The 26,132-nt window shown below is 61.3% G+C and carries 29 protein-coding genes and 2 pseudogenes; 15 read left to right on the top strand and 16 right to left on the bottom strand.

Annotation, left to right across the window (positions count from 1 at the left end):
* Positions 1 to 293: 293 nt before the first annotated feature.
* From AC2FMY_RS13940 to AC2FMY_RS13915, 6 genes are all read left to right on the top strand, one after another.
* Positions 294 to 1,745, top strand: a complete 1,452-nt coding sequence (locus AC2FMY_RS13940; RefSeq protein WP_496807558.1) for a YfcC family protein — start codon at positions 294 to 296, stop codon at positions 1,743 to 1,745.
* Positions 1,742 to 2,965 (top strand): arginine deiminase, encoded by a 1,224-nt coding sequence (locus tag AC2FMY_RS13935; protein ID WP_496807557.1) that lies wholly within the window; start codon positions 1,742 to 1,744, stop codon positions 2,963 to 2,965. Before AC2FMY_RS13940 ends, AC2FMY_RS13935 begins: the two co-directional genes overlap by 4 nt.
* Before the next feature lie 10 nt (positions 2,966 to 2,975).
* The gene (gene argF / locus AC2FMY_RS13930; protein ID WP_496807556.1) at positions 2,976 to 3,977 is read left to right on the top strand and encodes an ornithine carbamoyltransferase; all 1,002 of its coding nucleotides are present in this window, start codon (positions 2,976 to 2,978) and stop codon (positions 3,975 to 3,977) included.
* Positions 3,955 to 4,995 carry a carbamate kinase gene (gene arcC, locus AC2FMY_RS13925; RefSeq protein WP_496807555.1) on the top strand — a complete coding sequence of 347 codons (1,041 nt, stop codon included), beginning with the start codon at positions 3,955 to 3,957 and terminating at the stop codon, positions 4,993 to 4,995. The genes argF and arcC overlap by 23 nt, the downstream gene beginning before the upstream one ends.
* Positions 4,996 to 5,530: 535 nt before the next feature.
* Entirely contained in the window at positions 5,531 to 5,671 is a 141-nt protein-coding gene (locus tag AC2FMY_RS13920) for a hypothetical protein (RefSeq protein ID WP_496807554.1), read from the top strand.
* Between the two features lie 79 nt (positions 5,672 to 5,750).
* Entirely contained in the window at positions 5,751 to 5,915 is a 165-nt protein-coding gene (locus AC2FMY_RS13915) for a DUF3309 family protein (RefSeq protein WP_496807553.1), read from the top strand.
* 7 nt (positions 5,916 to 5,922) lie between these two features.
* Here the strand turns inward: AC2FMY_RS13915 and AC2FMY_RS13910 are convergent, their stop codons facing one another.
* Positions 5,923 to 6,666, bottom strand: coding sequence for a Crp/Fnr family transcriptional regulator (locus tag AC2FMY_RS13910; protein WP_496807552.1), 744 nt, complete (start codon positions 6,664 to 6,666; stop codon positions 5,923 to 5,925).
* 168 nt (positions 6,667 to 6,834) lie between these two features.
* Between AC2FMY_RS13910 and AC2FMY_RS13905 the strand changes: the two genes are divergently transcribed.
* Positions 6,835 to 7,056: a hypothetical protein gene (locus AC2FMY_RS13905; RefSeq protein WP_496807619.1), complete on the top strand. Its 222-nt coding sequence runs from the start codon at positions 6,835 to 6,837 to the stop codon at positions 7,054 to 7,056.
* A gap of 63 nt (positions 7,057 to 7,119) precedes the next feature.
* On the opposite strand, the pseudogene AC2FMY_RS13900 reads toward AC2FMY_RS13905, so the two are convergent.
* The 3 genes and pseudogenes from AC2FMY_RS13900 to AC2FMY_RS13890 form a co-directional block, all read right to left on the bottom strand.
* Positions 7,120 to 7,224: pseudogene (locus AC2FMY_RS13900) on the bottom strand (IS110 family transposase); the annotation flags it as partial.
* 116 nt (positions 7,225 to 7,340) lie between these two features.
* A complete protein-coding gene (locus AC2FMY_RS13895; RefSeq protein WP_496807551.1) occupies positions 7,341 to 8,771 on the bottom strand; it encodes a dihydrolipoyl dehydrogenase in 1,431 nt (476 codons plus the stop codon).
* Positions 8,758 to 9,135: a cupin domain-containing protein gene (locus AC2FMY_RS13890; protein ID WP_496807550.1), complete on the bottom strand. Its 378-nt coding sequence runs from the start codon at positions 9,133 to 9,135 to the stop codon at positions 8,758 to 8,760. The genes AC2FMY_RS13895 and AC2FMY_RS13890 overlap by 14 nt, the downstream gene beginning before the upstream one ends.
* A 144-nt stretch (positions 9,136 to 9,279) precedes the next feature.
* Between AC2FMY_RS13890 and AC2FMY_RS13885 the strand changes: the two genes are divergently transcribed.
* From AC2FMY_RS13885 to AC2FMY_RS13870, 4 genes and pseudogenes are all read left to right on the top strand, one after another.
* Positions 9,280 to 9,570 (top strand): sll1863 family stress response protein, encoded by a 291-nt coding sequence (locus AC2FMY_RS13885; protein ID WP_496807549.1) that lies wholly within the window; start codon positions 9,280 to 9,282, stop codon positions 9,568 to 9,570.
* A gap of 36 nt (positions 9,571 to 9,606) precedes the next feature.
* Positions 9,607 to 9,714: pseudogene (locus AC2FMY_RS13880) on the top strand (DUF302 domain-containing protein); the annotation flags it as partial.
* Positions 9,715 to 9,893: 179 nt separating this feature from the next.
* The gene (locus AC2FMY_RS13875; protein WP_496807548.1) at positions 9,894 to 10,397 is read left to right on the top strand and encodes a rhodanese-like domain-containing protein; all 504 of its coding nucleotides are present in this window, start codon (positions 9,894 to 9,896) and stop codon (positions 10,395 to 10,397) included.
* Between the two features lie 112 nt (positions 10,398 to 10,509).
* Positions 10,510 to 12,843: a heavy metal translocating P-type ATPase gene (locus tag AC2FMY_RS13870; protein ID WP_496807547.1), complete on the top strand. Its 2,334-nt coding sequence runs from the start codon at positions 10,510 to 10,512 to the stop codon at positions 12,841 to 12,843.
* 31 nt (positions 12,844 to 12,874) lie between these two features.
* Here the strand turns inward: AC2FMY_RS13870 and AC2FMY_RS13865 are convergent, their stop codons facing one another.
* From AC2FMY_RS13865 to AC2FMY_RS13815, 11 genes are all read right to left on the bottom strand, one after another.
* Positions 12,875 to 15,457, bottom strand: coding sequence for a cation-translocating P-type ATPase (locus AC2FMY_RS13865; protein ID WP_496807546.1), 2,583 nt, complete (start codon positions 15,455 to 15,457; stop codon positions 12,875 to 12,877).
* A gap of 317 nt (positions 15,458 to 15,774) precedes the next feature.
* Positions 15,775 to 16,701: a transglutaminase family protein gene (locus AC2FMY_RS13860; RefSeq protein WP_496807545.1), complete on the bottom strand. Its 927-nt coding sequence runs from the start codon at positions 16,699 to 16,701 to the stop codon at positions 15,775 to 15,777.
* A gap of 48 nt (positions 16,702 to 16,749) precedes the next feature.
* The gene (locus AC2FMY_RS13855; protein ID WP_496807544.1) at positions 16,750 to 16,959 is read right to left on the bottom strand and encodes a hypothetical protein; all 210 of its coding nucleotides are present in this window, start codon (positions 16,957 to 16,959) and stop codon (positions 16,750 to 16,752) included.
* Positions 16,959 to 17,492 (bottom strand): hypothetical protein, encoded by a 534-nt coding sequence (locus tag AC2FMY_RS13850; protein WP_496807543.1) that lies wholly within the window; start codon positions 17,490 to 17,492, stop codon positions 16,959 to 16,961. Before AC2FMY_RS13850 ends, AC2FMY_RS13855 begins: the two co-directional genes overlap by 1 nt.
* Positions 17,493 to 17,838: 346 nt before the next feature.
* Entirely contained in the window at positions 17,839 to 18,645 is an 807-nt protein-coding gene (locus AC2FMY_RS13845) for a transglutaminase-like domain-containing protein (protein ID WP_496807618.1), read from the bottom strand.
* Between the two features lie 31 nt (positions 18,646 to 18,676).
* Positions 18,677 to 19,657, bottom strand: coding sequence for a hypothetical protein (locus tag AC2FMY_RS13840; protein WP_496807542.1), 981 nt, complete (start codon positions 19,655 to 19,657; stop codon positions 18,677 to 18,679).
* Positions 19,654 to 20,133 (bottom strand): hypothetical protein, encoded by a 480-nt coding sequence (locus AC2FMY_RS13835; RefSeq protein WP_496807541.1) that lies wholly within the window; start codon positions 20,131 to 20,133, stop codon positions 19,654 to 19,656. The genes AC2FMY_RS13840 and AC2FMY_RS13835 overlap by 4 nt, the downstream gene beginning before the upstream one ends.
* Before the next feature lie 270 nt (positions 20,134 to 20,403).
* Positions 20,404 to 21,492 carry a protease modulator HflC gene (gene hflC, locus AC2FMY_RS13830; RefSeq protein ID WP_264773796.1) on the bottom strand — a complete coding sequence of 363 codons (1,089 nt, stop codon included), beginning with the start codon at positions 21,490 to 21,492 and terminating at the stop codon, positions 20,404 to 20,406.
* Positions 21,489 to 22,556 carry an FtsH protease activity modulator HflK gene (hflK, locus tag AC2FMY_RS13825; RefSeq protein ID WP_496807540.1) on the bottom strand — a complete coding sequence of 356 codons (1,068 nt, stop codon included), beginning with the start codon at positions 22,554 to 22,556 and terminating at the stop codon, positions 21,489 to 21,491. The genes hflC and hflK overlap by 4 nt, the downstream gene beginning before the upstream one ends.
* Before the next feature lie 107 nt (positions 22,557 to 22,663).
* The gene (locus AC2FMY_RS13820; protein WP_298976163.1) at positions 22,664 to 23,008 is read right to left on the bottom strand and encodes a hypothetical protein; all 345 of its coding nucleotides are present in this window, start codon (positions 23,006 to 23,008) and stop codon (positions 22,664 to 22,666) included.
* Positions 23,005 to 23,319 carry a hypothetical protein gene (locus tag AC2FMY_RS13815; protein WP_496807539.1) on the bottom strand — a complete coding sequence of 105 codons (315 nt, stop codon included), beginning with the start codon at positions 23,317 to 23,319 and terminating at the stop codon, positions 23,005 to 23,007. Before AC2FMY_RS13815 ends, AC2FMY_RS13820 begins: the two co-directional genes overlap by 4 nt.
* 274 nt (positions 23,320 to 23,593) lie before the next feature.
* Between AC2FMY_RS13815 and AC2FMY_RS13810 the strand changes: the two genes are divergently transcribed.
* From AC2FMY_RS13810 to AC2FMY_RS13800, 3 genes are all read left to right on the top strand, one after another.
* Positions 23,594 to 24,019, top strand: a complete 426-nt coding sequence (locus AC2FMY_RS13810) for a hypothetical protein (RefSeq protein ID WP_496668431.1) — start codon at positions 23,594 to 23,596, stop codon at positions 24,017 to 24,019.
* Positions 24,016 to 24,429, top strand: a complete 414-nt coding sequence (locus AC2FMY_RS13805; RefSeq protein ID WP_496668433.1) for a hypothetical protein — start codon at positions 24,016 to 24,018, stop codon at positions 24,427 to 24,429. Before AC2FMY_RS13810 ends, AC2FMY_RS13805 begins: the two co-directional genes overlap by 4 nt.
* A gap of 213 nt (positions 24,430 to 24,642) precedes the next feature.
* On the top strand, positions 24,643 to 24,831 hold the full coding sequence (locus tag AC2FMY_RS13800; RefSeq protein ID WP_496807538.1) for a hypothetical protein: 189 nt from the start codon (positions 24,643 to 24,645) through the stop codon (positions 24,829 to 24,831).
* Positions 24,832 to 24,887: 56 nt separating this feature from the next.
* Here AC2FMY_RS13800 and AC2FMY_RS13795 read toward each other — a convergent pair whose 3' ends face one another.
* A complete protein-coding gene (locus AC2FMY_RS13795) occupies positions 24,888 to 25,622 on the bottom strand; it encodes a Crp/Fnr family transcriptional regulator (protein ID WP_496807537.1) in 735 nt (244 codons plus the stop codon).
* Between the two features lie 149 nt (positions 25,623 to 25,771).
* Between AC2FMY_RS13795 and AC2FMY_RS13790 the strand changes: the two genes are divergently transcribed.
* Positions 25,772 to 26,014, top strand: coding sequence for a hypothetical protein (locus tag AC2FMY_RS13790; protein WP_274838673.1), 243 nt, complete (start codon positions 25,772 to 25,774; stop codon positions 26,012 to 26,014).
* The last annotated feature ends 118 nt before the right edge of the window (positions 26,015 to 26,132 follow it).

The raw sequence follows: 26,132 nt of genomic DNA, 5'->3' as shown, positions 1-26,132 counted from the left end.
CACCACCAGATCAGGCGGGCACTTTATGGTGCCAAATTTCCGGTGTGCAATCAATGCAGTGCCACCCTCACCAAAGCGCCCGCCCATGGGGCGGTCGGGCGCTGCCCGGCGGCGCAAGCGCCTTGATTCCGGGCATTGTGGTTGTCGTCAAAGGTCCGCTTTGTCCGCACTGCGGACTCCTCAGCCTTAAACATCCCCACTAACCTCCGTCAGTCCGCCATCTGCCATCCTCGTCTAGCCTTGCTGCAACAGTCGCGCACCAAATCGCGGCCCTTGCTGGCAAAGGACACCCAATGGCAACCCCCACAGCGCCCAAACCCGAAACCGCCACCCGTTTTCACTTCCCCTCGGCCTATACCATTCTTTTCGCGCTGATCGTCATCATCGCAGGGCTGACATGGGTGATCCCGGCCGGCCAGTACGAGCGCGTGACGTCCGAGGCGCTTGGCAAGGAAGTTCCGGTGGCGGGAACCTACGCGCCCACCGACGCCAATCCGCAAGGCTTCTTCGACGTCATCCTCGCTCCCATCGCAGGCTTCTACGATCCGGGCAGCTACTCTGCAAATGCCATCGACGTCGCGTTGTTCGTCCTGATGATCGGCGGTTTCATCGGTGTGGTGACGGCCACTGGAGCCATTGATGCGGGCATCAAGCGGGCGATGGCACGGCTCGAAGGGCGGGAAAAGTGGATGATCCCGATCCTCATGGCACTCTTTGCGGCGGGCGGCTCGACCTATGGCATGGCCGAGGAAACGCTGGCCTTTTACGTCATCCTGACGCCGGTGATGATCGCGGCTGGCTATGACGCGCTGACCGCCGTGGCGGTGATCCTGCTGGGCGCCGGGGTGGGCGTGCTCGGCTCGACCGTGAACGCCTTTTCGACAGTGATCGCGTCGGACGCCGCCGGCGTACCGTTCACGGAGGGGCTAATGCTGCGGCTGGTTCTGTTGGCGCTCACCTTCGCCGCAGCCGTCGCTTACGTCATGCGCTACGCCGCCCGGGTCAAGGCCGATCCGTCGCGGTCGCTGGTCTTTGACAGAAAGGCCGAGAACGAAACGCATTTCCTGAGCGCGACCGAGGCCGCGGCGAGCGACTTTACGGGTTTGCACAAGATCGTCCTGCTTCTCTTCGGCGCGACCTTTGCAGTGATGATCTGGGGCGTGTCCTTGGGCGGCTGGTGGATGGCCGAAATGAGCGGGCTGTTCCTCTTCGCCGGTATCGCCATCGGGTTAATAGGACGGCTGGGAGAAAAGGGACTGGTCGACGCCTTCGTCGGCGGTGCGCGCGACCTGCTGGGCGTGGCGCTGATCATCGGGCTGGCGCGTGGCATCGTCGTGATCATGGACGCGGGCCACATCACCGACACGATCCTGCACTGGGCCGAAGGCACCGTCGCGGGCCTCAATGAGGTCGTCTTCATCAACGTGATGTACTGGATTCAGGTCGTCCTGTCCTTCTTCGTGCCCTCGACCTCGGGCCTTGCCGTCCTGTCGATGCCGATCCTTGCCCCCGTGGGCGATTTCGCCGGAGTATCTCGCAGCCTCGTGGTGACCGCGTTCCAGTCGGCAGAAGGCGTGGTCAATCTGGTCACACCCACCTCTGCGGTTGTCATGGGTGGCCTCGCCATCGGGCGGGTGCCCTATGAACGCTGGCTACGCTTCGTCTGGCCGGTGCTCTTGGGCCTCACGATCATTGTCATGGCCGCCCTCAGCCTTGGCGTACTTTTGCAAGGATCCCCCACATGACCATTTCCTACGGCGTCCATTCCGAAGCGGGCAAGCTGCGCCGCGTCCTCGTTCACAAGCCAGGGGCCGCCATGGCGCGACTGACGCCCGCCAACTGCGCCGAGCTGCTGTTCGATGACGTGATGTGGGTCAAACAGGCGCGGATTGACCACATGACGTTTACCGATGCCATGCGCAATCGCGGGGTCGAGGTGGTGTTCCTGCGCCAGTTGCTGATGGAAACGCTCAGAGACATGGAGGCCCGCCGCTGGCTGCTGGAGGCGCGGATCAGTGACAATACCGTGGGCGTGGGTCTGGCCGATGACCTCATGGCCCACCTGATGGAAGTCGACGCCGATCTGCTGTCGACCATCCTGATCGGCGGGATGAGCAGGGCCGAACTTCCGATCCCGGACAAGGGTGTGCTGGCCCCCATGCTGGAGCCTGCCGACTTCATCCTGCCGCCACTGCCCAACCACATCTTCACCCGCGATACGACGGCTTGGATCTATGGCGGCGTCACTCTCAACCCGATGCACTGGCCCGCGCGGCGGCTGGAGACGCTGAACCTCGCCGCAATCTATCGCTTTCACCCCGACTTCAAGGACGCGGGTTTTCCCGTCTGGTGGGGAGATCCAATGCAGGATCATGGCCCGGCAACGGTTGAGGGTGGTGATGTCATGCCGATCGGCGGCGGCACTGTGCTGATCGGCATGGGCGAACGCACGACACCCCAGGCCGTCAGCCAGATTGCTCGGGGGCTGTTCACCGGTGGCGGTGCGACACGTGTCATTGCCTGCCAGTTTCCCCGTGCGCGCGGCTCCATGCACCTCGATACGGTCTTCACCTTTTGCGACCGCGATCTGGTCACGGTCTTTGCCGAAGTCACCGAAGCCATCCGTTGTTATAGCCTGCGCCCCGGCAAGGGTGAGGACGTCGTCGTGGAGGCCGAGACGAAACCGTTTCTGGAGGTGGTAGCCGCCGCACTTGGCCTCAAGAAACTGCGCACCGTGCCCACGGGCGGCGATGCCTACGAATCCGCCCGGGAACAATGGGACGATGCCAACAACCTGCTTTGTCTCGAGCCCGGCGTTGTCGTCGGATACGAACGCAACGTCTACTCCAACACCCTTCTGCGCAAGGCGGGTGTTGAGGTCATCACCATCCCCGGATCGGAACTTGGACGCGGGCGCGGTGGATCACACTGCATGACCTGCCCCCTGATTCGCGACCCCATTTAAGGAACATCCAATGCCACAGAACCTGCGCGGACGTAGTTTTATCAAACTGCTCGATTTCACACCGGACGAGATCCGGCACCTGTTGCAACTCGCCGCCAGCCTCAAGATGGCGAAAGCAGGCGGTTATGAACAGCAAATGCTTCAAGGCAAGAACATCGCCCTGATCTTCGAGAAGGACAGCACCCGCACCCGCAGCGGGTTCGAGGTCGCAGCTTACGATCAGGGTGCACACGTCACATATTTGGGGCCATCGGGCAGCCATATCGGCCACAAGGAAACCATGAAAGATACGGCGCGGGTTCTGGGCCGATTTTATGATGGGATTGAGTATCGAGGCTTTGGTCAGAAGGATGCCGAGGTGCTGGCGGAGTTTTCCGGCGTGCCCGTGTTCAACGGGCTGACGGATGATTTCCACCCGACACAGATCCTCGCCGACCTGATGACCATGCGCGAGTTCACCCACAAACACCTGTCTGATATCGCTTTTTGCTTCATGGGGGATGCAGGCAACAACATGGGCTCAAGCCTGATGGTTGGTGCTGCCCTGATCGGCATGGACATCCGCCTGTGTGGCCCACAGAGTTGCTGGCCTGACGCGGGCCTCGTCACGCAGTGCCGAGACCTAGCGGAATCTACAGGAGCCCGGATAACCCTGACCGAGAAGCACGCCGAAGGGCTTGAAGGAGCCGATTTCGTCTATACGGATGTCTGGGTCTCGATGGGCGAACCAGACGAGGTCTGGGAAGAGCGGATCGCCCTCCTGTCGCCCTATCAGGTCAACACAAAGGTCATGGAGATGACCGGCAACGCTTACGCCAAGTTCCTCCACTGCCTTCCTGCCTTTCACAACCGTGACACCGAAGTGGGCGACGCGACGTTCCAGAAATTCGGCATCGACTGCATGGAAGTGACCGAAGAGGTGTTCGAAAGCGCAGCCTCGGTCGTTTTTGATCAGGCGGAAAACCGAATGCACACGATCAAGGCCGTTCTTGTCGCCACGATGGGGTCCTGAGATGCGGGTGGTGGTGGCCCTTGGCGGCAACGCGCTTTTGCAACGAGGCGAGCCTATGACGGCCGCAGCGCAACACACGAACGTCCGGATCGCGGCAACCGCGCTGGCGGACCTGGCCCGCGATCATCAGATCATCGTGGCGCACGGCAACGGGCCGCAGGTCGGTTTGCTGGCGCTGCAAGGGGCGGCCTATGATCCGGCAAAGCCCTGGCCGCTGGATGTGCTGGGCGCCGAGACCGAGGGCATGATCGGATATCTGATCGAGCAGGAGCTAATGAACGCCCTGCCTGAGGGCTCGCAATGCGCCACCCTCCTGACCCGGGTCGAGGTCGATCCGAAAGACCCGGCGTTTGAGACCCCAAGCAAGCCCATTGGACCCGTTTACACAGAGGCCGAAGCAAAGCAGGCGGCGCAAGATCATGGCTGGGCCATGGTGACTGAGGCATCCGGTGGCCAGCGTCGCGTCGTTCCCTCGCCGTTGCCGCTCAGGATCGTGGGGCTGGACGCAATCAAGGTGCTGCTGGCCGGCGGGCACACCGTGATCTGCGCCGGGGGGGGCGGCATTCCCGTCGTGCGGAACGCGGATGGAGAGATGACAGGCGTGGAAGCGGTAATCGACAAGGATCGGACGTCGGCCTTGCTGGCTTTGGGGCTGGGCGCGGACGCGCTCTTGCTGCTGACCGATGTGCCGGCGGTCTTCCGCAACTATGGCAAGGCGGATCAAAGCGCGATTGGCGCAGCGACACCCGAGGCGATGGGCGACCTCGAGCTCTCACCGGGGTCGATGGGTCCGAAGGTCGGTGCCGCAGTCGCCTTTGTCCAGGCCAGCGGCAAGCTTGCCGGCATTGGCCAATTGACAGACGCTCGCGCGATCTTGGAAGGCAAAGCCGGAACCCGCATCCTGCCGGATAAGGTCAAAACCAGTAGAAACGCCAAATTCGGCCTAAAAACCTCCGGATTCACGGGCCAAGACCAACCTGTATCAGTGTGGCTCGACGACGGCGGTGCGATCGTCTGAGTGTTAGCCGAATATCGGTGGACATGTACCAGTACGAGTGAGCCAGAGACACGCTAGGCAAGTTGTCCCCTCGTTCCCCTGCCTTGCGTGTTTCTCGTTTCCGGACCGTCCGAGAAAGAACAATGCAATGACACCCGAAACAAACAAATAGACCAACGCTGCCGCTTGGCGATCGCGCACGAGCCAAATTCCGTCCGGAGTATCGAACAGATTTCCGCCCCAACAGACCAAAGGATTATCAGATGTACTTCAAAGCCATTCTTCTCCTGCCGGTCTTGTTTGGCCTCGGTGGATGTCTCGGAAGCGATACAGAACGCGGTGTTGCCGGTGCTGCAGGCGGCGCGGTGATTTCCGGAGCAACTGGCGGAAGCCCTGTTACCGGCGCTGTTATCGGCGGCGCTGCGGGTTACTTTTGCAGAGACCTGAACGTGCCCGGATGCCGCAACGAATAGTGGGTCAAAAGCCATCGGAGTGAGCTCTTGATGCACTTCACCTCGGACACGCCTAACACCGGAAAGCTGAAAGGAAGACGGCAATGAGTCGCAACTTCTTGTTCGTCTTGATTGGAGTGCTTGCCGTCTGCGCCGTCGGGGCAGGCTACCTCTACTATCAGGAACGCCAAAGCGGCATCGACCTCAAGATCGATGAGCACGGCTTGACCATCGAGGGGAACTGAAATGGTCGACCACGCCCCAAAATTTTGAAATCCGGGACCGTCGCATGACGAGCCGCGCCCCATCAAAGGAGAAATCACTATGTCACTCGGTACGATACTCGTTGTTCTACTTATCATCTTCCTTCTGGGCGGATTCAGCGGGCGCTTCGGGGGTTATGGCTATGGCTTCGGACATGCCGGGACCGGTGTGCTTGGCACGGTTCTGATCATCGTCGTCATTCTGATGCTGCTTGGCCGCATCTGACGGCAGGCTAACGCGCAGCGACGTCAACGGAGAAGCGGCCCTTTTGATCCATGTAAGACGGATCGAACTGGGCGTACTTGGCCAGTTGGTCGTAGTCGTCGAACGCAACAAACCCGTCCCGAAACGTAACCATTCCTGCTTCGCGCAACTGCCTCAGCACCCGGTTGACGTGGACGGCGCTCAGCCCGAGCGCGTCGGCCAGAAGGTATTGAGACAGCGGACAGGCATAACCGTCCTTGCTCCCCAATCCGATCAGGGCAAGCCTGGCGCCCAGCTCCAGCAGAAAATGCGCCATGCGTTCGGCCGCATCGCGGCGTCCAATGCCCACCAGATGCTCGACCACCATCGCCTCGTCCCGGGACGCGGCCCACAGAACCGCAGTGGCCAGCCGGGGCGTTTGCGCAAATGCGTCCAGAAGGTCGGCAACATGAATTTCCGTCACCTCGATGTCCGTCACTGGCTCGATGCTGTGATCCGAGACATGCAACAGGACGCTGCGCAGCCCCAGGAAATCGCCGGGGATCTGGAAATCCACGATCTGCCGCTGCCCGTCCTCAAGAAGCTTGTAGGAACAGGCCCAACCAGAGGCGAGGATATAGGCAGCCTGATCCGATTGGCCCTGATGGACAAGATCGCGCCCCGCCACGAAGGTGCGGCGGCGTTTGTGCAAGGATGCAAGCACGGAAAGTTCGGGATCCGACAGGGCGACGAATGCGCCAAGCTTGCGGACAAGTGGGGTGTTTTCGATCATTTGTCCCTCTTCGACACACATTGAATTTCTAACAAAAGAAATCGCACCTGTGACTGATGTCTATCAGCACAGTATAGCAGAATCCTTGCCAGTCTGCTCCGTAAGCAGCAGGCGCATCCCCCGCGTCGCACTTGTCGGAAAGGTCAATACCCTATGACGGACGACCAAATGCATTCAGGAATGGCTGCACTTACCATCTGCGAAGCCCTGCTTCTCGCTCTGAATGACGCGCAAATTTTGCCCGAGAAAGAAATCATGGGCGTTCTGACAGACGCCGCGGCAACCCATGAGAACGCGGTGGGGTCCGAGGCCGATGCCGCAAAACACCGCGCCGCTGCAGCACTGATCCGTCGGATCATCGCCGGAGGAAACTCGGTCCGCAGACCGTGACTTTGCACTGCCGCGCTCGGGCTGGCACGGAGACTGCCCCGCCATGAACCGCCCGAACTAAAGCCGCGACAGCTTCTTGCGGAACACGACGGACCCGTCCGCCGACGCCGCTTGCAACTGGAACACGTTCTTTGCCAGATCGACACCGATGATGCTAACTTCTCCCATGGATGACCGTTCAGTCTGACCGCCCGACCGACGGTGTGCCTGGGAGATAGTGTCCATCGGTGGATGCAGCATCCATTATCGAAGACGCAAATCATACCGGCACGACAGGGCCGTCGTCAGTCCAGGGCATCATGACCCATCGGCTTGCAGTCGGACAGGTCCGAGCCACCGACGGCCGCCACACCCTCCGCAAGATCGCGCAGGGCACGGCGCAGACCCTCCTCCAGCACCGGATGGTAGAACGGCATGGCCAGCATGTCCGCCACGGTCATCTGCCGTTCGACCGCGAGGGCCAGCAGGTGCGCCAAGTGTTCGGCGGCTGGCACGCACATCTCGGCGGCCAGGAGCCGCCCGGTCTCGCGCTCGGCGTGAACGCGCAGCAAGCCCGCAGCGGTCTGGGTCATGCGGGCGCGCGGCTGATCCGAGAAATCCGCCCTCCCCGTAGCGATGGTGTCTTCATTCAAAACCGACAGAGGTGGCCCGATCCGCGCCACCTGCGGCGATGAAAACACGATCGACAGGGCCGTGCGCCGGCACAATCCGTGATCCGAAGCATCCGGTGCAGCCATGCGCCCGGCGATATGCCCCTCGTCGGCGGCCTCGTGCAGCAGCGGGCGATAGCCGTTCGCATCGCCGACAAGAAACATCTGCAAATCGTCGATACGCAGCGTGGCGGGATCGATCCGGGGCATCCCCTTGTCGTCAAGCGGAACACCCAACGTGTCCAGACCCAGCCCATCGATGTTGGGGCGACGCCCTATCGCGACCAGCACGGCATCAGCCTCGAAGACCCCACCCGCGCCGCTCACCCGGATCGCGCCGCCCGCGTCCTCGAGTTCGGCGGACGCGCCCATATGCAAGCCCATCTCGGCCTCGATCAAGGGACGGAAAGCCTCCAGCACCTGACGGTCGTCAATGCCGCCCAGCGTTTCGGCCGCGTCGAACCCGGACACATCCAGCCCCAACCGGGCCAGGGCTTGGGCCATCTCGACCCCGATGGCGCCCATACCGACCACCGCAACGCGACGGGGCAGGTCGTCCTGCTCGAACAGGCTGTCCGTGGTCAGGATTCGGTCTCCGAAGTTCCGCCAGAGTCCGGGCACCACAGGGCTGCTGCCCGGCGCGAGGATGATCGCGCGCGCCTCGATCTCGTCGCCATTCACCTCCAGCCGGCCGGGCCCCAGAAGTCGCGCGCGGCCCGAAACGGCGCGGTCGCCCAGCTTGTCTGGCACGCTCTCTGGCCCCTTGACGAACCCGTCACGCATCCTGCGCACTCGGGCGAGCACGGCCGGGATGTCGGCGCGCAACCCCTCAACGCCCTGAATGCCGAATTCCTCGAAGGTCAGGCGTCGGTGAAACGCGTGCGCCGCCTCGATCAGCGCCTTCGACGGCATGCAGCCCACGGCGGCGCAGGTGGTCCCCCAATGGCCGTCGTTCACCACAAGAAAATCGTCGGTATAGCGGCGCACCTCACGCAGGGCGGACAGCCCGGCGCTCCCCGCGCCCACGATGACGGTGTCGACCTTCATGGGCTTATTCGTCTGCATCAGCCTCAGCCTTGGTGGCGTGCTCAGTGCCCGGCTCATGCTCAGGCGGGCTGTAGGTAGTGAACAATTTCAGCATCCCGGACCCGGTATTACGGAAGTTGTGGAAGACGCCCGAGGGCACGATGCCGACATCGCCATCGGCGATGTCCGTTTCCACATCGCCAATCCTGGCCACACCTGTGCCCGCGACGAAGTAGAGCAGCTGGTCGTGTCCCTGATGCACCTCGCCGCCGATCTCGCCGCCCACGGGGATGGCCATCAGCACCAGCTGTGTCTTTTCGCCGGTCCACAGGACCTTGCGGAACTCGTTATTTTCGCGGGCGAGTTCGACGACAGGCAGCGTCATTTTTTCCGTATCGGGCATCTATTCGTTCTCCATCACTCAAAGCCACAGGATGGACGTCAGAGATGTGCGCCGTCACTAACCCAAGTCAGTCGGGCAAACCCAACTGTGAGCTACGCTTCAACTTCTCAGGTTTTTCAGGTCAAAATTAGAAGGAGATCATGAATGTCCGAACGCGAACAGTATATCGAGAAGGCCAAGGCGCGCATCAACCAGTGGAACGCCGAGATCGACAAGATGAAGGCCAAGGTCGACGAGGCCGAGGCCGACGCCAAGATCAACTATCAAAAGCAGCTCAAAGAAATGCGGACGCAACGCGACGAGGCCGAGGCCAAGCTGAAGGAATTGCGCGAAGCCAGTGACGACGCCTGGCACGACATGAAGTCAGGCTTCGACAAAGCGTGGGACAGCCTCTCCAGCTCTTTCAGCAGTGCCATGTCGCGGTTTAAGGGCTGAGGTCTCCGATGTCTTTGTCTTCCCCGAAGATCCTTCAGCGCCGTCGACCCGGTGGCGTCGGTGAAGGCTATCGAAAACGCTGAACTGACGGCCGTCGCGGGCGAGCTCCGCGACCTTCTGGCGACGGCCGTCGAGGCAATTTGAGACGAACCTCCGCGCCGTCATCCTTGCTGCGATTGCAGTCTTGGGGTTCGCCGCATTCGGGGTCGGGTGGTTTGAACTGTCGGTCTTGGCCGACACCCGGAGCCTGATGCAGCGCGAGACTCTGAAGGTGCTGATGGCGCGGGCAGCTTAATGAAACAGAACCGGACCGGAGATTGATTGTGGTTGAACTGCTCGAAATCACGGCGGACGAGACAAAACGGGTGGTCGAACTGACTGGCGGACCGGTTGGAATCGAACGCCACCGGAACGACATGCAACTCATTACCGGGTATCTGCAACCGATGGTTCCGATAGACGGCGTTACACCTGTCGGGGAGCTTGAGGTTCTGGACTGCCTGGGAGATGACGACCATGTCGTGGTAGACATGCGAGATCCCGATTGGCGGCTGAAGGGAACGATTCCGGGAAGCATGTCAATTCCGTTTGGAGAAGTTGCCGACCGTCTGGACGTGCTGGGATGTGTACGTTCATCGTCAGGTTGGAATTGTGACGCCGCCAAGAAAGTCGTGGCGTTTTGCAATGGCCCGGCCTGCCCTCAGAGTTCGATCGCGATGCACGCAATGGTCGACAACGGCTTTCCGCCGGAAAAAATATATTACTACCGCGGCGGAATGCAGGACTGGCTGGTGCTGGGCCTGACGACACAGGCTCCGGCCGCGTGACCGTGCCCTGCGGTCATGTGGGGATTGCCGCCGACCTCTCGGAGCGAAGGTTCCGGCAGGGCCGATCACTGGAGGCGTAAAACTGCAACAGAACCAGAAAGGCTGGCACCCCATGGATCACGATCATCCTCACGCCGCGCCCGACATTCCGGCGGGAGCCGAGACGGCAAAGGACCCGGTCTGCGGGATGACGGTCGCGGTCAAACCCGACGGGCGGCACGCCGAGTTTCAGGGCGAGACCTTCCATTTCTGCTCGGAGAAATGTCAGACCACCTTCAAGGCTGATCCGTCATCATATGCCTCTGGTGACCCTGAGCGGCAAGACAAGGCCACCCCGGCCAACGGTCAGTATACCTGCCCGATGCACCCCGAGATCATCCGAGATGCGCCGGGCGCCTGCCCGATCTGCGGCATGGCGCTTGAACCGATGGAGCCGACGGACGAGCCGAATCAAGCGTTGATCGACTTCACCCGCCGCATGTGGATCTCGGTGGCTGCGGCTGCCCCGCTGATCGTGCTGACGATGGGGCCGATGGTGGGTTTGCCCGTGCGCGACTGGCTTGGGGCTAAGACCGCGGGCTATCTTGAGTTTGCGCTGGCGACGCCCGTCGTCCTTTGGGCCGCGTTGCCGTTCTTCAAACGGGGATGGGCTTCGGTCGTCAACAGGTCGTCGAACATGTGGACGCTGATCTCGCTTGGCGTCGCGGCAGCCTATATTTACTCGCTATTCGCGGTGTTCCTGCCAGACTTGTTCCCCGCGCAGTATCGTACGGGCGATGGCGTCGGCACCTATTTCGAAGCATCGGTGGTGATCGTGGCGCTGGTCTTTTTTGGCCAGGTACTGGAACTGCGCGCGCGCGAACGCACGGGCGATGCGATCCGAGCGCTTCTTGATCTCGCGCCAAAGACCGCGCGGCGCATCGAGGCAGATGGCTCCGAAAGCGACGTTCCGTTGGACTCCATCATAGAGGGCGATCGCCTGCGTGTGCGACCCGGCGATGCGGTCCCGGTCGATGGCGTGGTGATCGAGGGGCGATCCTCCTTGGATGAAAGTATGCTGACCGGCGAGTCGATGCCGGTGGAAAAAAGTCTGGGCGATGCTGTAACGGGTGCCACGATCAACAAGAACGGCAGCCTTGTGATCGAAGCGAGCAAGGTCGGTGCCGATACCGTGCTGGCGCAGATTGTTGAAATGGTGTCGAATGCGAAGCGGTCGCGTGCGCCGATCCAGGGTCTGGCCGACAGGGTCTCGGCAATCTTCGTGCCAACCGTGGTCGGGGTGTCGATCTCTGCCTTTACCCTATGGATGATCTTCGGCCCCGAACCCGCGCTGGTCTTTGCCATGGCCGCAGCCGTGTCGGTGCTGATCGTCGCCTGCCCCTGCGCGCTTGGGCTGGCGACACCGAGCTCGATCACAACGGCGGCGGGGCGGGGCGCGCAGGCTGGCGTTCTGATCAAGGATGCCGAGGCGCTGGAACGCATGGCGGGCGTCGACACGCTGATCGTCGATAAGACCGGCACGCTGACCATGGGCAAGCCGAAGCTGACCGATATAGTGGTGCTGGGGGATGTGGCCGAGGCCGAGCTGCTGTCACTGGCCGCGGCACTGGAACGCGGCTCGGAACACCCGCTGGCCGAAGCGATCGTGGAGGGGGCCGAAGCGGTAGACGCCGCCCGGCAAGAAGCATCAGATTTCGAGGCGCTCACCGGCAAGGGTGTTCAGGGTACAATCGACGGACGCTCAGTCGCCCTCGGCAACGCGGCGATGATGAAGGAGATGGGACTGGACACGGGCGCGGCCGAGGAAAAGGCCGACGCCCTTCGCGCCGAGGGAAAGACGGCTATGTTCATCGCGGCAGATGGAACCCTCGTGGGTATCGTGGCCGTGGCCGACCCGATCAAGGACAGCACCGCGCAGGCCATCAAGGAACTTCATGCTCTGGGCCTGCGGGTCATCATGGCAACCGGCGACAATGAACGCACGGCGCAGGCTGTGGCAGGCGAGCTGGGCATCGACGAGGTGCGTGCGGGTGTCCTGCCGGAAGCCAAGAAGGTGCTGATCGACGAGTTGCGCAAGGCTGGCCACAAGATCGCGATGGCGGGCGACGGGGTGAACGACGCCCCTGCCCTAGCCGCGGCAGACGTCGGTATTGCCATGGGCACCGGAGCCGACGTCGCGATGGAGAGCGCAGGCATCACTCTGCTCGGTGGCGATCTGATGGGCATCGTGCGGGCGCGGAAACTGGCCCGCGCCACCTTGCGCAACATCAAGCAAAACCTGTTCTTCGCCTTCGCCTATAACGCGCTTGGCGTGCCGATTGCTGCAGGTTTGTTGTACCCCGTCACCGGCCTGTTGCTATCACCGATGATTGCGGCGGCGGCGATGAGTCTGTCCTCCGTCTCGGTCATCACCAACGCGCTTAGGTTGCGGCGCGTCGATCTCTAGCGGCTACGGGACCAGACGGCAGAACAGTCGATCAAGCTGGTTCCGCTTTCACCGCCGCCGGTTCGCTCGCGCTCAAGACCATGCGCCAGAACGGCTTCAGCGCCTCCAGCGCCAGCAAAACCCCGATCCCGGCCAAGGGCGGCACGGCCAGCCAGACGCCACTTAGTACGCCAAAGCCGAACAGATCACGCGCCGGTGCCCAAAAGAGCGTCACTGCCAGCAGTGACGCGATGATCGGGAGCACAACCGCCAGCGCCTTGTTGGGTCGCAAGAGCGCCGACAGGATTGAGTTGGAGTTGGACCGATCAATCAGGATCAGCGCCACGACGCCCAGAACCAGCGTGGCGAACGCCAGTCCGCGCACCTGATCGGGGTCAAGGCCATAGCCCGGCGCAAACCACGCGGCAGACCCCGCAACACCCAGCACCATCACGCCCTGAAGTAGGCTCCAGACCACTGTGGGCCAGGAAAACAGTGGCTCATCCGCCGGACGCGGCGGGCGCTGCATCACGCCGTCCTCTTCGCGCTCGGCCTCGAAGACTAGCGCACAGACAGGGTCGATCACCATCTCCAGAAAGGCGATATGAACCGGGCCAAACAAAAGCGGCATCCCGAACAGCAGCGGCATCAGCGCAAGGCCCGCAATCGGCACATGGACGGCGAGGATAAAGCTCATCGCCTTGCGCAGGTTGTCATAGATGCGCCGCCCCAGCCGTACCGTTGTGACGATCGAGCCGAAATCATCGTCCAACAAGACAATCGACGCTGCCTCGCGCGCAACATCCGTGCCACGTTCGCCCATCGCCACGCCGATATCGGCGGCCTTGAGGCTGGGTGCGTCGTTCACACCGTCGCCAGTCATCGCCACGACGGCACCTTCGGCCTTCAGGGCATTGACGATCCTCAGCTTTTGTTCGGGCAGGATACGGGCAAAGATCGTCACACTCGTGACCGCCTTGGCAAGGTCATCATCGGCCATCGCGGAAAGATCATCGCCCGTCAGCACAACATCGCCGCGCAACCCCGCCTCAGCGGCAATCGCGCGCGATGTTACCGGATGGTCGCCGGTGATCATGATGATCCGAATCCCTGCGGCCTGACATTCAGCCACCGCGGCGGGCACCGAGCCGCGCAACGGATCAGCCAGACCCACGAGGCCCAGAAGCCGAAAGGTAAACCCGGTCTGCGTCTCGGGCAGGTCTTGCCCCATTGGCCATGATGCCTCGGCCACAGCCAGAACGCGCAGACCCTTGGCGGCCATCGCGTCCAGTTGCGCCTTGATAACCGCGCGCTGATCTGGTTCCAGTTTGCACAGATCGGCAATCGCCTCGGGCGCGCCCTTGGCACCTATGGCAAAGCCATCACCGGCCTGCCAGACCTGCGACATTGCCAAAAGATCGGGGGATAGCGGATAGCTGCGGATCAGGGTCCGCCCTGCCCCCGGCAAGGTTTCACCTTCCCGCAGGTCGTCAGCCGCCAGTGCGTGAAACGCCACTTCCATCGGATCGAACGGCTCGAGTGCCGAGGCCATGACACCCGCCGCGGCCAGCTCGCGAAAGGCGGGGGGCAAGGGCACTTTCCCTGCAATCTGGTGGGCTGAGCCATCGACCAGTTGCAAGGTGACAATTGTCATGCGGTTCTCGGTAAGAGTCCCGGTCTTGTCAGTGCACAGCACGCTTGCCGACCCCAAAGCTTCAATGGCGGAGGCGCGGCGCGTCAGCACTCGGGCCTTGGAAATGCGCCAGGCCCCCATTGCCATGAAAACCGCAAGGACCATCGGAAACTCTTCGGGCAGCATCGCCATGCCGACCGCGATCCCGGCCAGCAGGGCATCCAGCCAGCCGCCGCGCAAGAAACCGTAGAGCGCTACCACAACTGCGCTTATGCCTATGCCTATTCCAGCCATGGCAATCACAAGGTGCCGCATCTGGCTTTGCAAATGCGGCGTCTCGGGCTCGATCTGGCTCAGGCTTTTGCCAATCTTGCCAATCTCGCTTTCGGCACCAATAGCTGTGACCTCGGCCAGCGCCGATCCCCGCACGATCAGCGTGCCGGAAAAAACCTGCGGCAGGTCGTGGCCGCCGGGGCGCACATCGACTTCTCCCGTTCCCACCTTCTTACGGACCGCCTCGGCCTCACCTGTCAAAAGCGACTCATCCGCTGACAGGTCTGTGGACTCGATCAACAAAGCGTCGGCAGGCACCCGGTCGCCCTCGGACAGAACGATGAGATCGCCTCGCACCACTTCGCGTCCGGCGATACGCAGGCGGGCGCCATCCCGGACCACCAGCGCACGCGGGCTGGACAGATCGCGCAGCGCCTCAAGCACCCGACCGGTCCGCGCCTCCTGCACCGCCGTGATGCCGATGGACATGCAGGCGAAGGCCAGAAGGATCAGCGCTTCGGCCCTGCTTCCCAGTAAAAGATAAACCACGCCTCCAACCAAAAGCAGTACCAGCATCGGCTCTTTCAGAACATCCAGCACGATGCGAAACGGGGACCTTCGCTGTGTCGTCGCCAATTCATTGGGCCCGTCTGCGGTCAGGCGCGCCTTCGCCTCGGCTGCAGTTAGCCCAGATTGGGCCAGTTCCGGAGCGAGCGTCGTTGCGTTCATACCTGTGATCCATCATGCGTCGATTCTGGTGTTGCCGCGATGGTGGCGCAAACGCCCCGCGGAAACCCTGATCTCGGTCAGCACCGTGTTTCGGTGCGACGAGAGTCAAAATCGCAAGGTGAACCGCGGCTGTGATAGGGAACGTCGTATCGCCGCTTTCAAAATCGCGAGCTACCCGATGACGGGCTTTAGAGCAAAAAATGAATTCATAGGTTCAAACAGACTTCAAATAGACCAGATCGACGCAACCGCCAATCGCTGAGCGAAGCGCGCCATAGCGCGACTTCAAGTTGCATATACAGCGCTCACGACATCCATTAAGCTTCTGTATTTAAATACAAAACTGTCGAATCCATCATAGCAGCTGCATCATCGTGTGCTGCAAGTCGCACCTCAACTCCGACCGCAAGATCAGAAAGGGCACCCCTCCCTCCTGAAAAACTGCCCGAGACCGGCACGATTTGGTGAATGCCGCGCCCGACTGCGACTGGAATCAGGTTCTGAGACCCGACGCTCCGGTTCGTTGGATCGAAGGCAATCCATCCAGCACCGGGGACAAATATCTCGACCCAAGCATGGGTAGACCCTGAACCCAGCGACCCAACGAGGCTCATTTCGGGATCGGACAGATAGCCCGAGACGATGCGGGCGCCAAAGCCAAGTCGGCGGGCTGACTCGGCAAGCAGGACCGCGAAATCTCGACAAGAGCCCCATCGCCGGTCAAGGGTCTCGATCGGCGACTGGGTGCCTTCGTCATCGCGGCTCTGGTAAAGAATTTGCGTGGAAACGCCGTTGCTGATGTCCTTCAGCAAAGACAGCGTGTCGGTCGGGCGTGCCATGACAAATCCCTCGACCCATCGGGCAAGGCGGCCGTCTGGATCGCAGTATTGCGGTACCGTCAATGCACCCAGATCCGTCCATTCGTCGGCGGCGTAGACAAAGGGGTACTGGGCAGCCGAGGCAGCGATGGCAAAGACCGGCCAGGCTGGCGCGGTGAGTTCCACGGAAGCGCGGCTCTCGATCACCAGATGATCTGTCAGGCCGTCAAAGACGGCGGTGGCGATGGCGTTGCCGGCCACGTCATGCGCCCAGGTTACCGTCGCCGTTGGAGAAATGGAGAGGGCATGCGCAAGTAGTCGCAATTCCCTTGTTTCGCGGGGACGCAGCATCAACCTGTGCGGCCCGAGAGACACCTCGTGACGGTATCGGTAGGTTGTGGTGTGAACGATGTCGAGGCAGGCCAAAATGATGTTCCAGTTAGGTTTGAGGAAGACGGCGCGCGGCTGTGGGGATCAGCGGCGGCGAGATGCGCCCGGGCTTACGGGCACGGCGTTTCTCCAGGCGTTCAGACCCTTGCAGCGCCTGCAAATGCGCTCGCCGAAGCCTTCGCTCCAGAACGAAGTTTCACATCGCAGGCATTTGCGGTCTTGCGGAACGTCACCCACGGCCCATGGGGTCGCGATGTCCGGTATGTCACCTTCGGCGATGGCCTCGTCCGCCATCACGTTTCCCCCGCAGCCAGACGGGTGCGCAAGGACGGCGCCGGGTCCGGTCGCGATGGCATACCTTCGTTTTCGGCGGTCCGGATCGCACCTTCTTCCTGCGTCCTTTGGGTGGTCTTCTTCGGCACCGGCACATTCAAGCTCTGATCAGGTGTTCCGAGCCTGGAGTAGAGATGTCTCAGATGCGCGGCGGAGACGCCATCTGCCTCCATCACGAGACGCACCATCGGATCAGCCAGCATTTCCTCGAGGAAGACGTCGGACAACTCCCTGCCCGTCAGCTTGTCCCTGGCTCTCGCGTGGTCGAGGTCAGCGAGAGAAACGGTCAGGGTCCTCGCAAGTCCAGGATGCGATGCCCGGGGATGAAGTTTCACCATGACGGAGGCCTTCCAGGCTGCAGGATCCTGTTGATCCGGGGGAGAAACCAATTCCGTTTCGATCTCGTACTCTCCCGCCGGAAGCATCTCGTTGAAGCCCGGAACGGTGAAAGGGCGGGAAAAAACCGCAATGGTCTTGCTCGTCAATTCTTCCATTAGTATGGACCTTTCCCTTGTTGCTGTGGGTGGTCCGCGCGCCCGTTGAGAATTGGGCGCGTGGCCGGTGCAAATCTCAAGATGTCTTGGACTTCGCGGGTGGTTTCTTGCCAGCGGCCTTGGGCTCGGTCTCCTTGGCAGGGGTCGTTGCTGTTTTCGCAGGCTTGGGCTTTAACGCAGCCGCAGCCCTGGCGGTCAGGTCCTTGAAGGACATGTCATCAATCCTTTGATTGGCCGGCGCCAACTCCTCATCCATGACGGACCGGGATGTTTGACATCGGTACTTCATATATGGGGATTGGCGACGTGATTTACGATGGTGTATCGAAAAGGAGGCCAAGATCATTCAGGCCAGTTCATCCGTCCAGACCTTGAATTCCGTTAACGTATTTTCACCGAATGTCTGGGTCAGCGGTACATCGGCGGCATCGCGCCCGCGTGCAATCAGAATTCTCGCGAACCTCGGCTTGTTGTTCCGCGGGTCGAACATGTGCCATTCGCCAGAGAGAAAGATCTCCATCCACGCGGCGAAGTCCCCCGGCGGATGAGGGAGAGGTTCACCGATGTCGCTCAGATATCCTGTGCAGTAGCGTGCAGGAATGTTCATGCAGCGACACAAAGCGATGGCAAGATGGGCAAAGTCGCGGCAGACGCCCTGTTGCTCGGCCATTGCCTGCGATGCGGTGCGCGTCGCTTTCGCCTGCATGTAGTCGAAGCGGACATGTCCGTGCACGAAATCGCAGATCGCTTGAACGCGGGACCAACCGGGTTGCGTGGTCTCGAAAAGACGCCACGCCTCCTCCGAAAGAAGATCGGTATCGCAATACCGGCTGCCCCGAAGAAACACGAGGGTCTCGAAAGGCAGATCCTGGACCGCGTGCTGCTGCGCGCCAGGGGACGCGGGATCGGGTCGACCATAGTCGCGGAAGATGCCATCCGTTGACAGCGCGAAGTCACCCGCCGGAGCCAGGAGGCGCGTACACCAGTTGCCGAAGCCGTCGCGGTAGCTTTCGAGCGGCACGCTTGGCGACGTCACGAGGTAATCGGCACGCTCCAGATCGCCAAAGCGCGAGTAGTGGACGTTCAGCATCGCAATCAGCGGCGTCGGCTGCGGGAAGCTGTATCGCAGACGGCACCCGATGCGGACGCGCATGCCGGACCTGCCACGACGAGAAACATCCGCATCACCGTCCAAGGATGCACATCCCGTCCGAGAGCCGGAAGCCTCGATTGCAGCTCCACCGGTTGCCGGATCGGTCGAGATAGGCGTTCTCTGGCAGATCGATGGCGACGCAGGCGCCATTCAGCGGCTCGTATCCGCGCTCGCAGCTCCAGCCCGGTCCATAGGATGCCTCGTCCAGATAGGCATGCGATGGCACGACAACGGCGTCGCATCGGTCGTCGATCTTGACGAAGCCTCGCTCGCAATCCCAGGCGTCTCCATAGTTTGCGTTGGTCAGATACGCGTTCGCTGGCATAGCAATCGGCAAACATGTCCCTGCAACAGCCTCATAGCCACGATCACAGGTCCATCCCGTCCCCGAGTTATCTTCTGTCAGGTAGGCACGCTCGGGAAGAACGATGGGCACGCATGCCTCGTCCTCCTGCCGGAACCCGCGTTCGCATTGCCAATCGTAGCCGGAAGACCGGAGGAAGGCATTGGCGGGGACCGGGATGGGATTGCACGACGTCCCGTCCACCTCCTCGTACCCTCGGTCGCACTCCCACCCCGTCCCGTAGGAGCGCCCGGTTGGATAGGCATGCTCAGGGATATCGAGAGGCAGGCATTCGGCGCCCTCCACACGGAAACCTAGATCGCAGACCCATCCGCCGCCATAGCTGCGCGGCTGGGCGTTCTCCGGCATTGGGCCGGTTCCATCCTGCGCAAGCACGGGAAAGGCGAAAGAGGCGATCACACCGGCTATGGCTGCCGTCCTCGCGATCAGCCTCGTCAAGGGATGTTTCATCGCAACTTGTTCCTTGGCGGACCAGAGTCCGCGGGTTGCCGCGCGGGTCTTCGATAGCCCTAGCGTCAGCGTTCCGGTCAACCGTCGAGCGGGCATTGGCGGGGAGCCCCTGGAGTTCGATCTCGATGGCATGCCTTCGTTCTCGGCCACCTGGATCGAGAAGTCCTGTGGGACTGTCGGATGAGTACTAACGGTCATCGGGGCGACAATTTGTGCAAGGCCGCAGCCGCAAGGGCATGCTCCTTCTCGTGGTAGTCGCCGCGGAACTTACCATCTACCTTAACCTCCCAGATGCCGTTTCTTTCGTTTACCTGAACCCAATCGCGCTGCGTTGGCCGGTCCATGAAAGACCCCTTTTCTCCTCTGCTTTTCGGTTGCTCAGGTTGCTTTTCGGTCATCTCCGGCTCCTTCGCGTTGGGCGCGCGCACTTCTCCGAGGAGCATCACGGCGCGAATGAACTCTTCCGCGTAGTCGTCGGTTTCGCGGTGGTCATGTTCGTGCCGGGTCAATCTCATCGGTTCCACGAACCGTTCTCTCAAATGATCGATGAACCGCGGCTCCGTACGGGCCATGTAGGCGATCAGAGCTTGCAGGATCCGTTCATGGGCCAGTACACGACGTTCAAGATCGGTTGTCTCTGCGGCCGTCTTGGTAAGATCTTTCACTGATGTCATGGCGTATCATCCTTCACGCTGCATGCTGTGACGCTGGATCTCGTGTGCTCGAGCGTGTGCAGGCAGGCCCTCGCCTCATCGCGATCCAGCTCTTGCCATCTACCTAACAGCCAAGCGTAAATCGTGCGCTGACCCAGGTTAGGGGCACGGAATTTAAGTGGGTGTGTCTTGCTCAGAAGCGGACAGAAACCGACCTCGGTGGTCCAGATGTCATTGACGTGCTTCCCAATTGATACCCTCAATTCATGCTTGAAACCTTCCAACATGAACCTACCGGCCTGCTTCGACCTCCGTCTGTGTCAAGATTGGCGTCGCGGGGTCTTGCGCTGGTCGGGCCCTGCCGGTTGACGCCACGCCACCGTCGCCCGGGTCACTGCCGGGATCGAGGAAGGGGTTTGCCTCGCCCTGCATGCCGCGCAGGAACTGGAACAGATCGCTGTCCGTCGTCAGGACAAGCGTTGTGTCGTCCGAGATCATGTCGCCGTAGGCCTGCATGGTTCGGGTGAAATCGTAGAATTCGACCGAAACGGCATCGACATTGTAAGCGCCCGCATAGATTGCCGCTGCTGCGGCATCGGCGGCACCGCGGATTTCCTCGACGGCGCGATAGGCTTCGGACTGGATCTTGTTCAGATCCCGCACCCTGTTGCCTTGAATACGGGCCGCTTCGCCGTTGCCTTCAGACAGGAAGCGTTCGGCGATCTGCCGGCGCTCCGAGATCATGCGGTCATAGATCTTGGGTCGCACGCTTTCGTTGTAGTTTATGCGTTTGAAGCGGATATCGAGAAGCTCGATCCCGAAAACGCGCACCTTTTCCGCGGCCGCCTCGAAGATCTGCTGCTCGACCAGCGCCCGCCCCTTGGTGATGGGAACCAGTGCGCCAATGTCCTGCGCCAGCTCCTGATCAGTCAGAAGCGTGTCCCGAAGAGGTGTCCGGCCCCTGGTCGTGCGCACAATCTCGATAAGTTCGTGCTTGGCGACGGCGTTCCGCGTCTCGCTACCGAGGATATCATCGAGGCGCGACTGGGCGCTGCGCTCGTCGCGCAGGCGCAGAAAGTACTGCAGAGGATCGGTGATCTTCCAGCGCGCGAAGAGATCGACTGAGATGTAGAGCTTGTCTTTGGTGGGCATGTCCGACGGCGAGCCGTCCCACTCCAGAACCCGGCTGTCGATCCGGTTGACCTCCTGAACGAAGGGGAGTTTCAACTTGAGACCAGCCTCGGTGATCGGCGCGCCGACCGGCTTGCCGAACTGGGTGATGATGGCCTGTTCGACCTCGCCGACCGTGTAGACGGCGGATGACGCAGCGACGACCCCGGCAACCGCGATCCCCGAGGCAATAAGCGAAAGGGTTTTCATCGTTGCTCTCCTGTCTGTCGGTCAAGGTTCAAAAGCGGCAGGATGCTTGCCGTGGACCCGTCGACAATGATCTTGGAGCCAATTCCCGGCAGAACATCTTGAAGGGTTTCGATGTAGATCCGGCGCCGGGTCACTTCGGGCGCCAGACGGTATTCCGTGAGGAGCGCCATGAATCGGGCCGCATCGCCCTCGGCTTCGTTGATCCGCCTCAGGCGATAACCATCGGCTTCGCGGATGCGCTGGTCCTTTTCGCCTTCGGCCAGAGGTATGACGCGGTTGTATTCGCGGCGGGCCTCGTTGATGATCCGCTCCTTCTCTTGTTGTGCCTGGTTGACCTCGTTGAACGAGGCTTGAACCGGCTGGGGCGGATTGATATTCTTCAGCTGTACCTGATCGATGCTGATGCCCATCGCGTATTTGGTCGCGAGCGCCTGCATCTTCAGCAGGGCTTCGCTTTCGATTTCCTGGCGCCCGACGGTGATCACCTCGTCGACTGTGCGGTCTCCCACGACTTCGCGCATGACGGACTCCGAGACGTAACGCAGGGTCGCGCTCGGCTCACGCACCTCGAACAGAAATTTCCGAGGTTCGGAAATCCGGTACTGCACCACCCACTCCACGAGCGCGGCGTTGAGATCGCCAGTCACCATCTCGGTCTCGCGGCGACCGTCCGTCGGGCTCTGATAGGGATCGGAGGCACCCGGAGTCGTGAACCCGAACTCCTGTTTCAGCTGGCGCTTGACCGGGACCAACGTGGTCACGTCAATCCCGAACGGGATCTTGAAGTGCAGCCCCGGAGGGACCTCGGCCGCGTACTTCCCGAACCGTTGGACAATTGCGACGGAGTCGCTCGGCACCGTGTAATATGAGGTCCACGCCCCAAACGCCGCAAGCGCAATGGCGGCCCCGATTGCAAGACGCTTCACCGGTGGCAGACCGTCCGGCAGGATGCCGTGCAGCCGATCCCGGCCCCGCCTGAGAATTGCATCAACCTCAGGGGGAACGCGGGTCTGCTTGTTTTTCCAAGGTCCGCGATCTTCCGGTCCATTATCATCAGAAGGCATCGCAAGCTCCTATCTCGGTTTTGGCACTCGGGGCGATGCCTGGCTCGCGCGTTTGACGGTGCGACCCGGTTTGCGCCATCACATCGTCGGCTCTGAACGGCATGACCTCAGAGGTCCAGTTCCTTCAGGCAGGCTTGCGCAATGTCTCGGTCTGGGGCATCGGTTCCTGGCATCGTCGCCCAGCCGGCTGTCATGAGAGCGTCGCGCTTCTGGTAGGTTGAAGCTGCCCGGATCGTTGCAAGCTTGTCCGCCCGAGCCGGGTCTGACCGCGCCATGTCGAGGCAGACCGGTACCATTGAGGCGACGACATCGTTACGTGACATCGCCACCGCCCTGTCATTCGAGGTGCCGCCGGTCACCCAGCCACCCCATGAAAATCCGACGACGCCGACAAAGACAGCACCGATCACAGCACCATAGATGCCGGGTTTGAGCCATTCGGGAGTATTCATTTCAAGTCCTCCTGCGGAGAAAGCGCCGCTTCGCTGTGGTTGTTCATCTCAGTGGGACCCTGATCCCGGCTCAGCGCCTCATTCAGGTCGCGCTCTGATATCTTGTACAGTTCCATCCAACCCGCCCGATCTCCTCTGCCAGGAACGGTCATATGGATCGCCGTCCTCTGATACGTTTCGAAACCTTGCCCGCGGAGAAGTTGTTCCTGAATCAGGACTTCGTAGTCCCCGGCCGGAAGTTCGTCCGGAAAATCGGCTAGGCTGAACGGGTGCAGGAAAGTCACCCTCAAACTGGATGAACGCACGCTCATCTCTGGCCTCCACGATTTTGGCAGATCCGTCGCTTGCCACTGTTGACGGCCCCTTGGATTCCGGACCTGACCAGTCGAACGATTTAGTGTCTTGTACCTCGGGATCGTCCGACTGGTGCTGACGCATGTTAGTCCCGGGCACCGAACCGGCTGCGACCCCGTCCTTTGGGCAGTCGCCCGCACTGACCTGTGTAAGGGCGGCGAGACCGACCTGCGCGTATCCTTTGGGAAACAGGGGCGATCTGCGTTCCTGCAACCCTTGAAAGGATTGGCGATGGCCGACCTCAATGTTCTCAACCCGCACCCGCCCGAGTTTGATCGGTTTCTCCATGCTACCGTCGGCGAGGACCGGAACGGCTATGCCGTGACTGTGCTCTCCACGCTCGCGCGGCTCGGTCTCGATCCATGGAACGAAACCGCTGAACTGGTCACGCTAGGACACGACGGCGCGCGCGCGCGGTTGGGAACGCTGCTTGCCCGGTTTCAGGATGTTCCCACCCTCGCAAGCGATCATGGCAGGGTCGCACGAGACTTGAGCCAGCTGCTTCCTGAAGGCCGGACGTCAGGTGCCCTGCAGCGCACTGCGTCGACGGTGGCCGATGGCCGCCCAGGAACAAGCGGAGCGATCTGGGCGGTGCTCGCGATCATCTTTGTGCTGTTTCAGATGTTCATGGTTGGCGGGTCGGGGTCAGGCGAATGACCGTTTCAACCGCGACCGCGAGGAGACCGGACCATGCAGCGCACAAGTCCGGTACGCTTTCTCCACACGAACAGGGCAAACTCTGGGACATGGAGGAACAGTTCTGGACCAGCGGCGCCGACAGTGCGCAGGCGACCACAGCAACCAACGCCGTTATGGTCTTCCCCTATCCGCCCGGCATCCTCCAGGGCGACCAGATCTGGCCCCATCTTCGCGAAAGGACCGGCTGGCGTTCCGTCGTCATGGCCGAACGGCGCGTGACGCGATGCGGTGACATCGCGATCCTCACTTACCGGGTCTCGGCTGAAAAAACCGACGTGCCGATCTACAAAGCGCTTTGCGCCTCAACGTACCTCAATGATGAGGACACCTGGCTGAGGATTTCCCACCAGCAAACTGTGGTGATTTAAGAACCGCAGAGGCAATCGACCTGCCGCGGGCGCCGGGACTAACCTGCGTCAGTGCGGCGAGGCTCTGGCACGGTTAGAAGAGACGTGCCCGCCGAATATTTGGTGGTGCATTTTTCCGAGTACCCGAGAAGCGTGTGGGCGTGTCGATGCCCTACAGTGTCGGCATGTCGGCACGCTTCTTATTCTCGGAACGTCCAGGAAAGGAAAATTCCAATGACTTCCGAACAGAACAAGACTGCCGAGAAGATGACCTCCGTGAAAGCCGCGTGTGACCAGGCGCCCGCCGGCCCGAAGAAGGATGCGGCGCTGAGGCACTACCAGGCAGCCGAGAAGGCGAACACGGCGAAGAACGACGCCGAGGCCAACAAGGAACTTGATGCGGCGAGCGAGAAGCTCTCATGACATCCGACACCTGATGCAAACCTTGGCCGCCCCTCGCTTAGCGGAGGGCGGCCCTCTCATTTCAGGAGCGGGCCGCTCTGATCCAGATACGCCGGATCGAACTCGGCAAGTTCCACCAGCCCCTCATAGTCGTGAAACGTCACGCGGCCGTCCCGAAAGGTCACCAGTCCGTTCTCGCGAAGCTGCCGCAGGACGCGGTTCACGTGAATCGCACTAAGCCCCAAGGCATCTGCCAGGTGATACTGGGTCAGCGGGCAATCATACCCATCCTCAGTCCCCATTCCCACCAGCACAAGCCGCGATCCCAGTTCCAGCAGGAAGTGCGCCATGCGGGCGTCAGCATCGCGTCTGCCGATCCCGACGAGATGTTCCACCACCATCGCCTCATCCCTTGACGCCGCCCAGAGTATGGCGGTCGCCAAGCGAGGGGTCTGCGCGAACGCATTAAGAAGGTCGCTCTTCAACACTTCAGCGGCCTCAATTTCCACGATAGGTTCGAAACTGTGATCCGAGGTGCGCAACAGCAAGCTGCGCAGTCCCAGAAAATCCCCCGGCACCTGGAAATCCACGATCTGGCGTGTCCCGCCAGGCTGGAGCTTGTAGGAACAGACCCAACCTGCGGATAGAATATAGGCGGCCTGAGTCGACTGGCCCTGATGCACCATATCACGCCCCGCAACGAAAGAGCGGCGACGTTGGTGCAGGCGCTTGAGCACATCCAACTCCGCCTTTGACAAAGCGACAAAGGCCGAAAGTTTGCGGGTCAGGGGGCTGGTCACGAATGGTGTCATAGCTTCTCCCTGACAGTTCCGTCAGCCGCGTGGAAATCGTTTCTTCAACTGCTCTCGATCAGTCCAGCATAGCTCATTTCGTGCGAGAAGTACGGATAGGTCCGGCGCGAATTCAGCCTAGATCGCGAAACAAGAAGGGAATTCCGAAGATGTCTACGGCGAACGAGCATTCAGGACAGGCCGCCCTTTCAATCTGCGAAGCACTTCTGCTTGCCATGAACGATGGCGGACTGCTGCCGGAGCATGAGATCGTAGGTGTTCTTCGCGACGCCGCAGCAACCCATGAGAACGCAAAGGGATCGGAGGCCGAAACGGAAATGCACCGATCTGTTGCGGCACTCATCAACCAGATCATCGCTGGTGGCAACTCCGTTCGGAGGCCGCAAGTGTAAACGCTCATGTCGCGTTGCCTTTAAATCTGAGACGCGACGCTTTCGGCATCGAGTTTTGCCCTTAATTGCGAGATTTGGCTGTCATGGGGCCTTTGCTTCTCGCCCGCCTCTGCGCAAT

This window comes from Ruegeria sp. YKSE079 (assembly GCF_059612845.1).
Note: the sequence above shows the minus strand (reverse complement) of the source record. Positions and strands in the feature narration are given on the sequence as shown.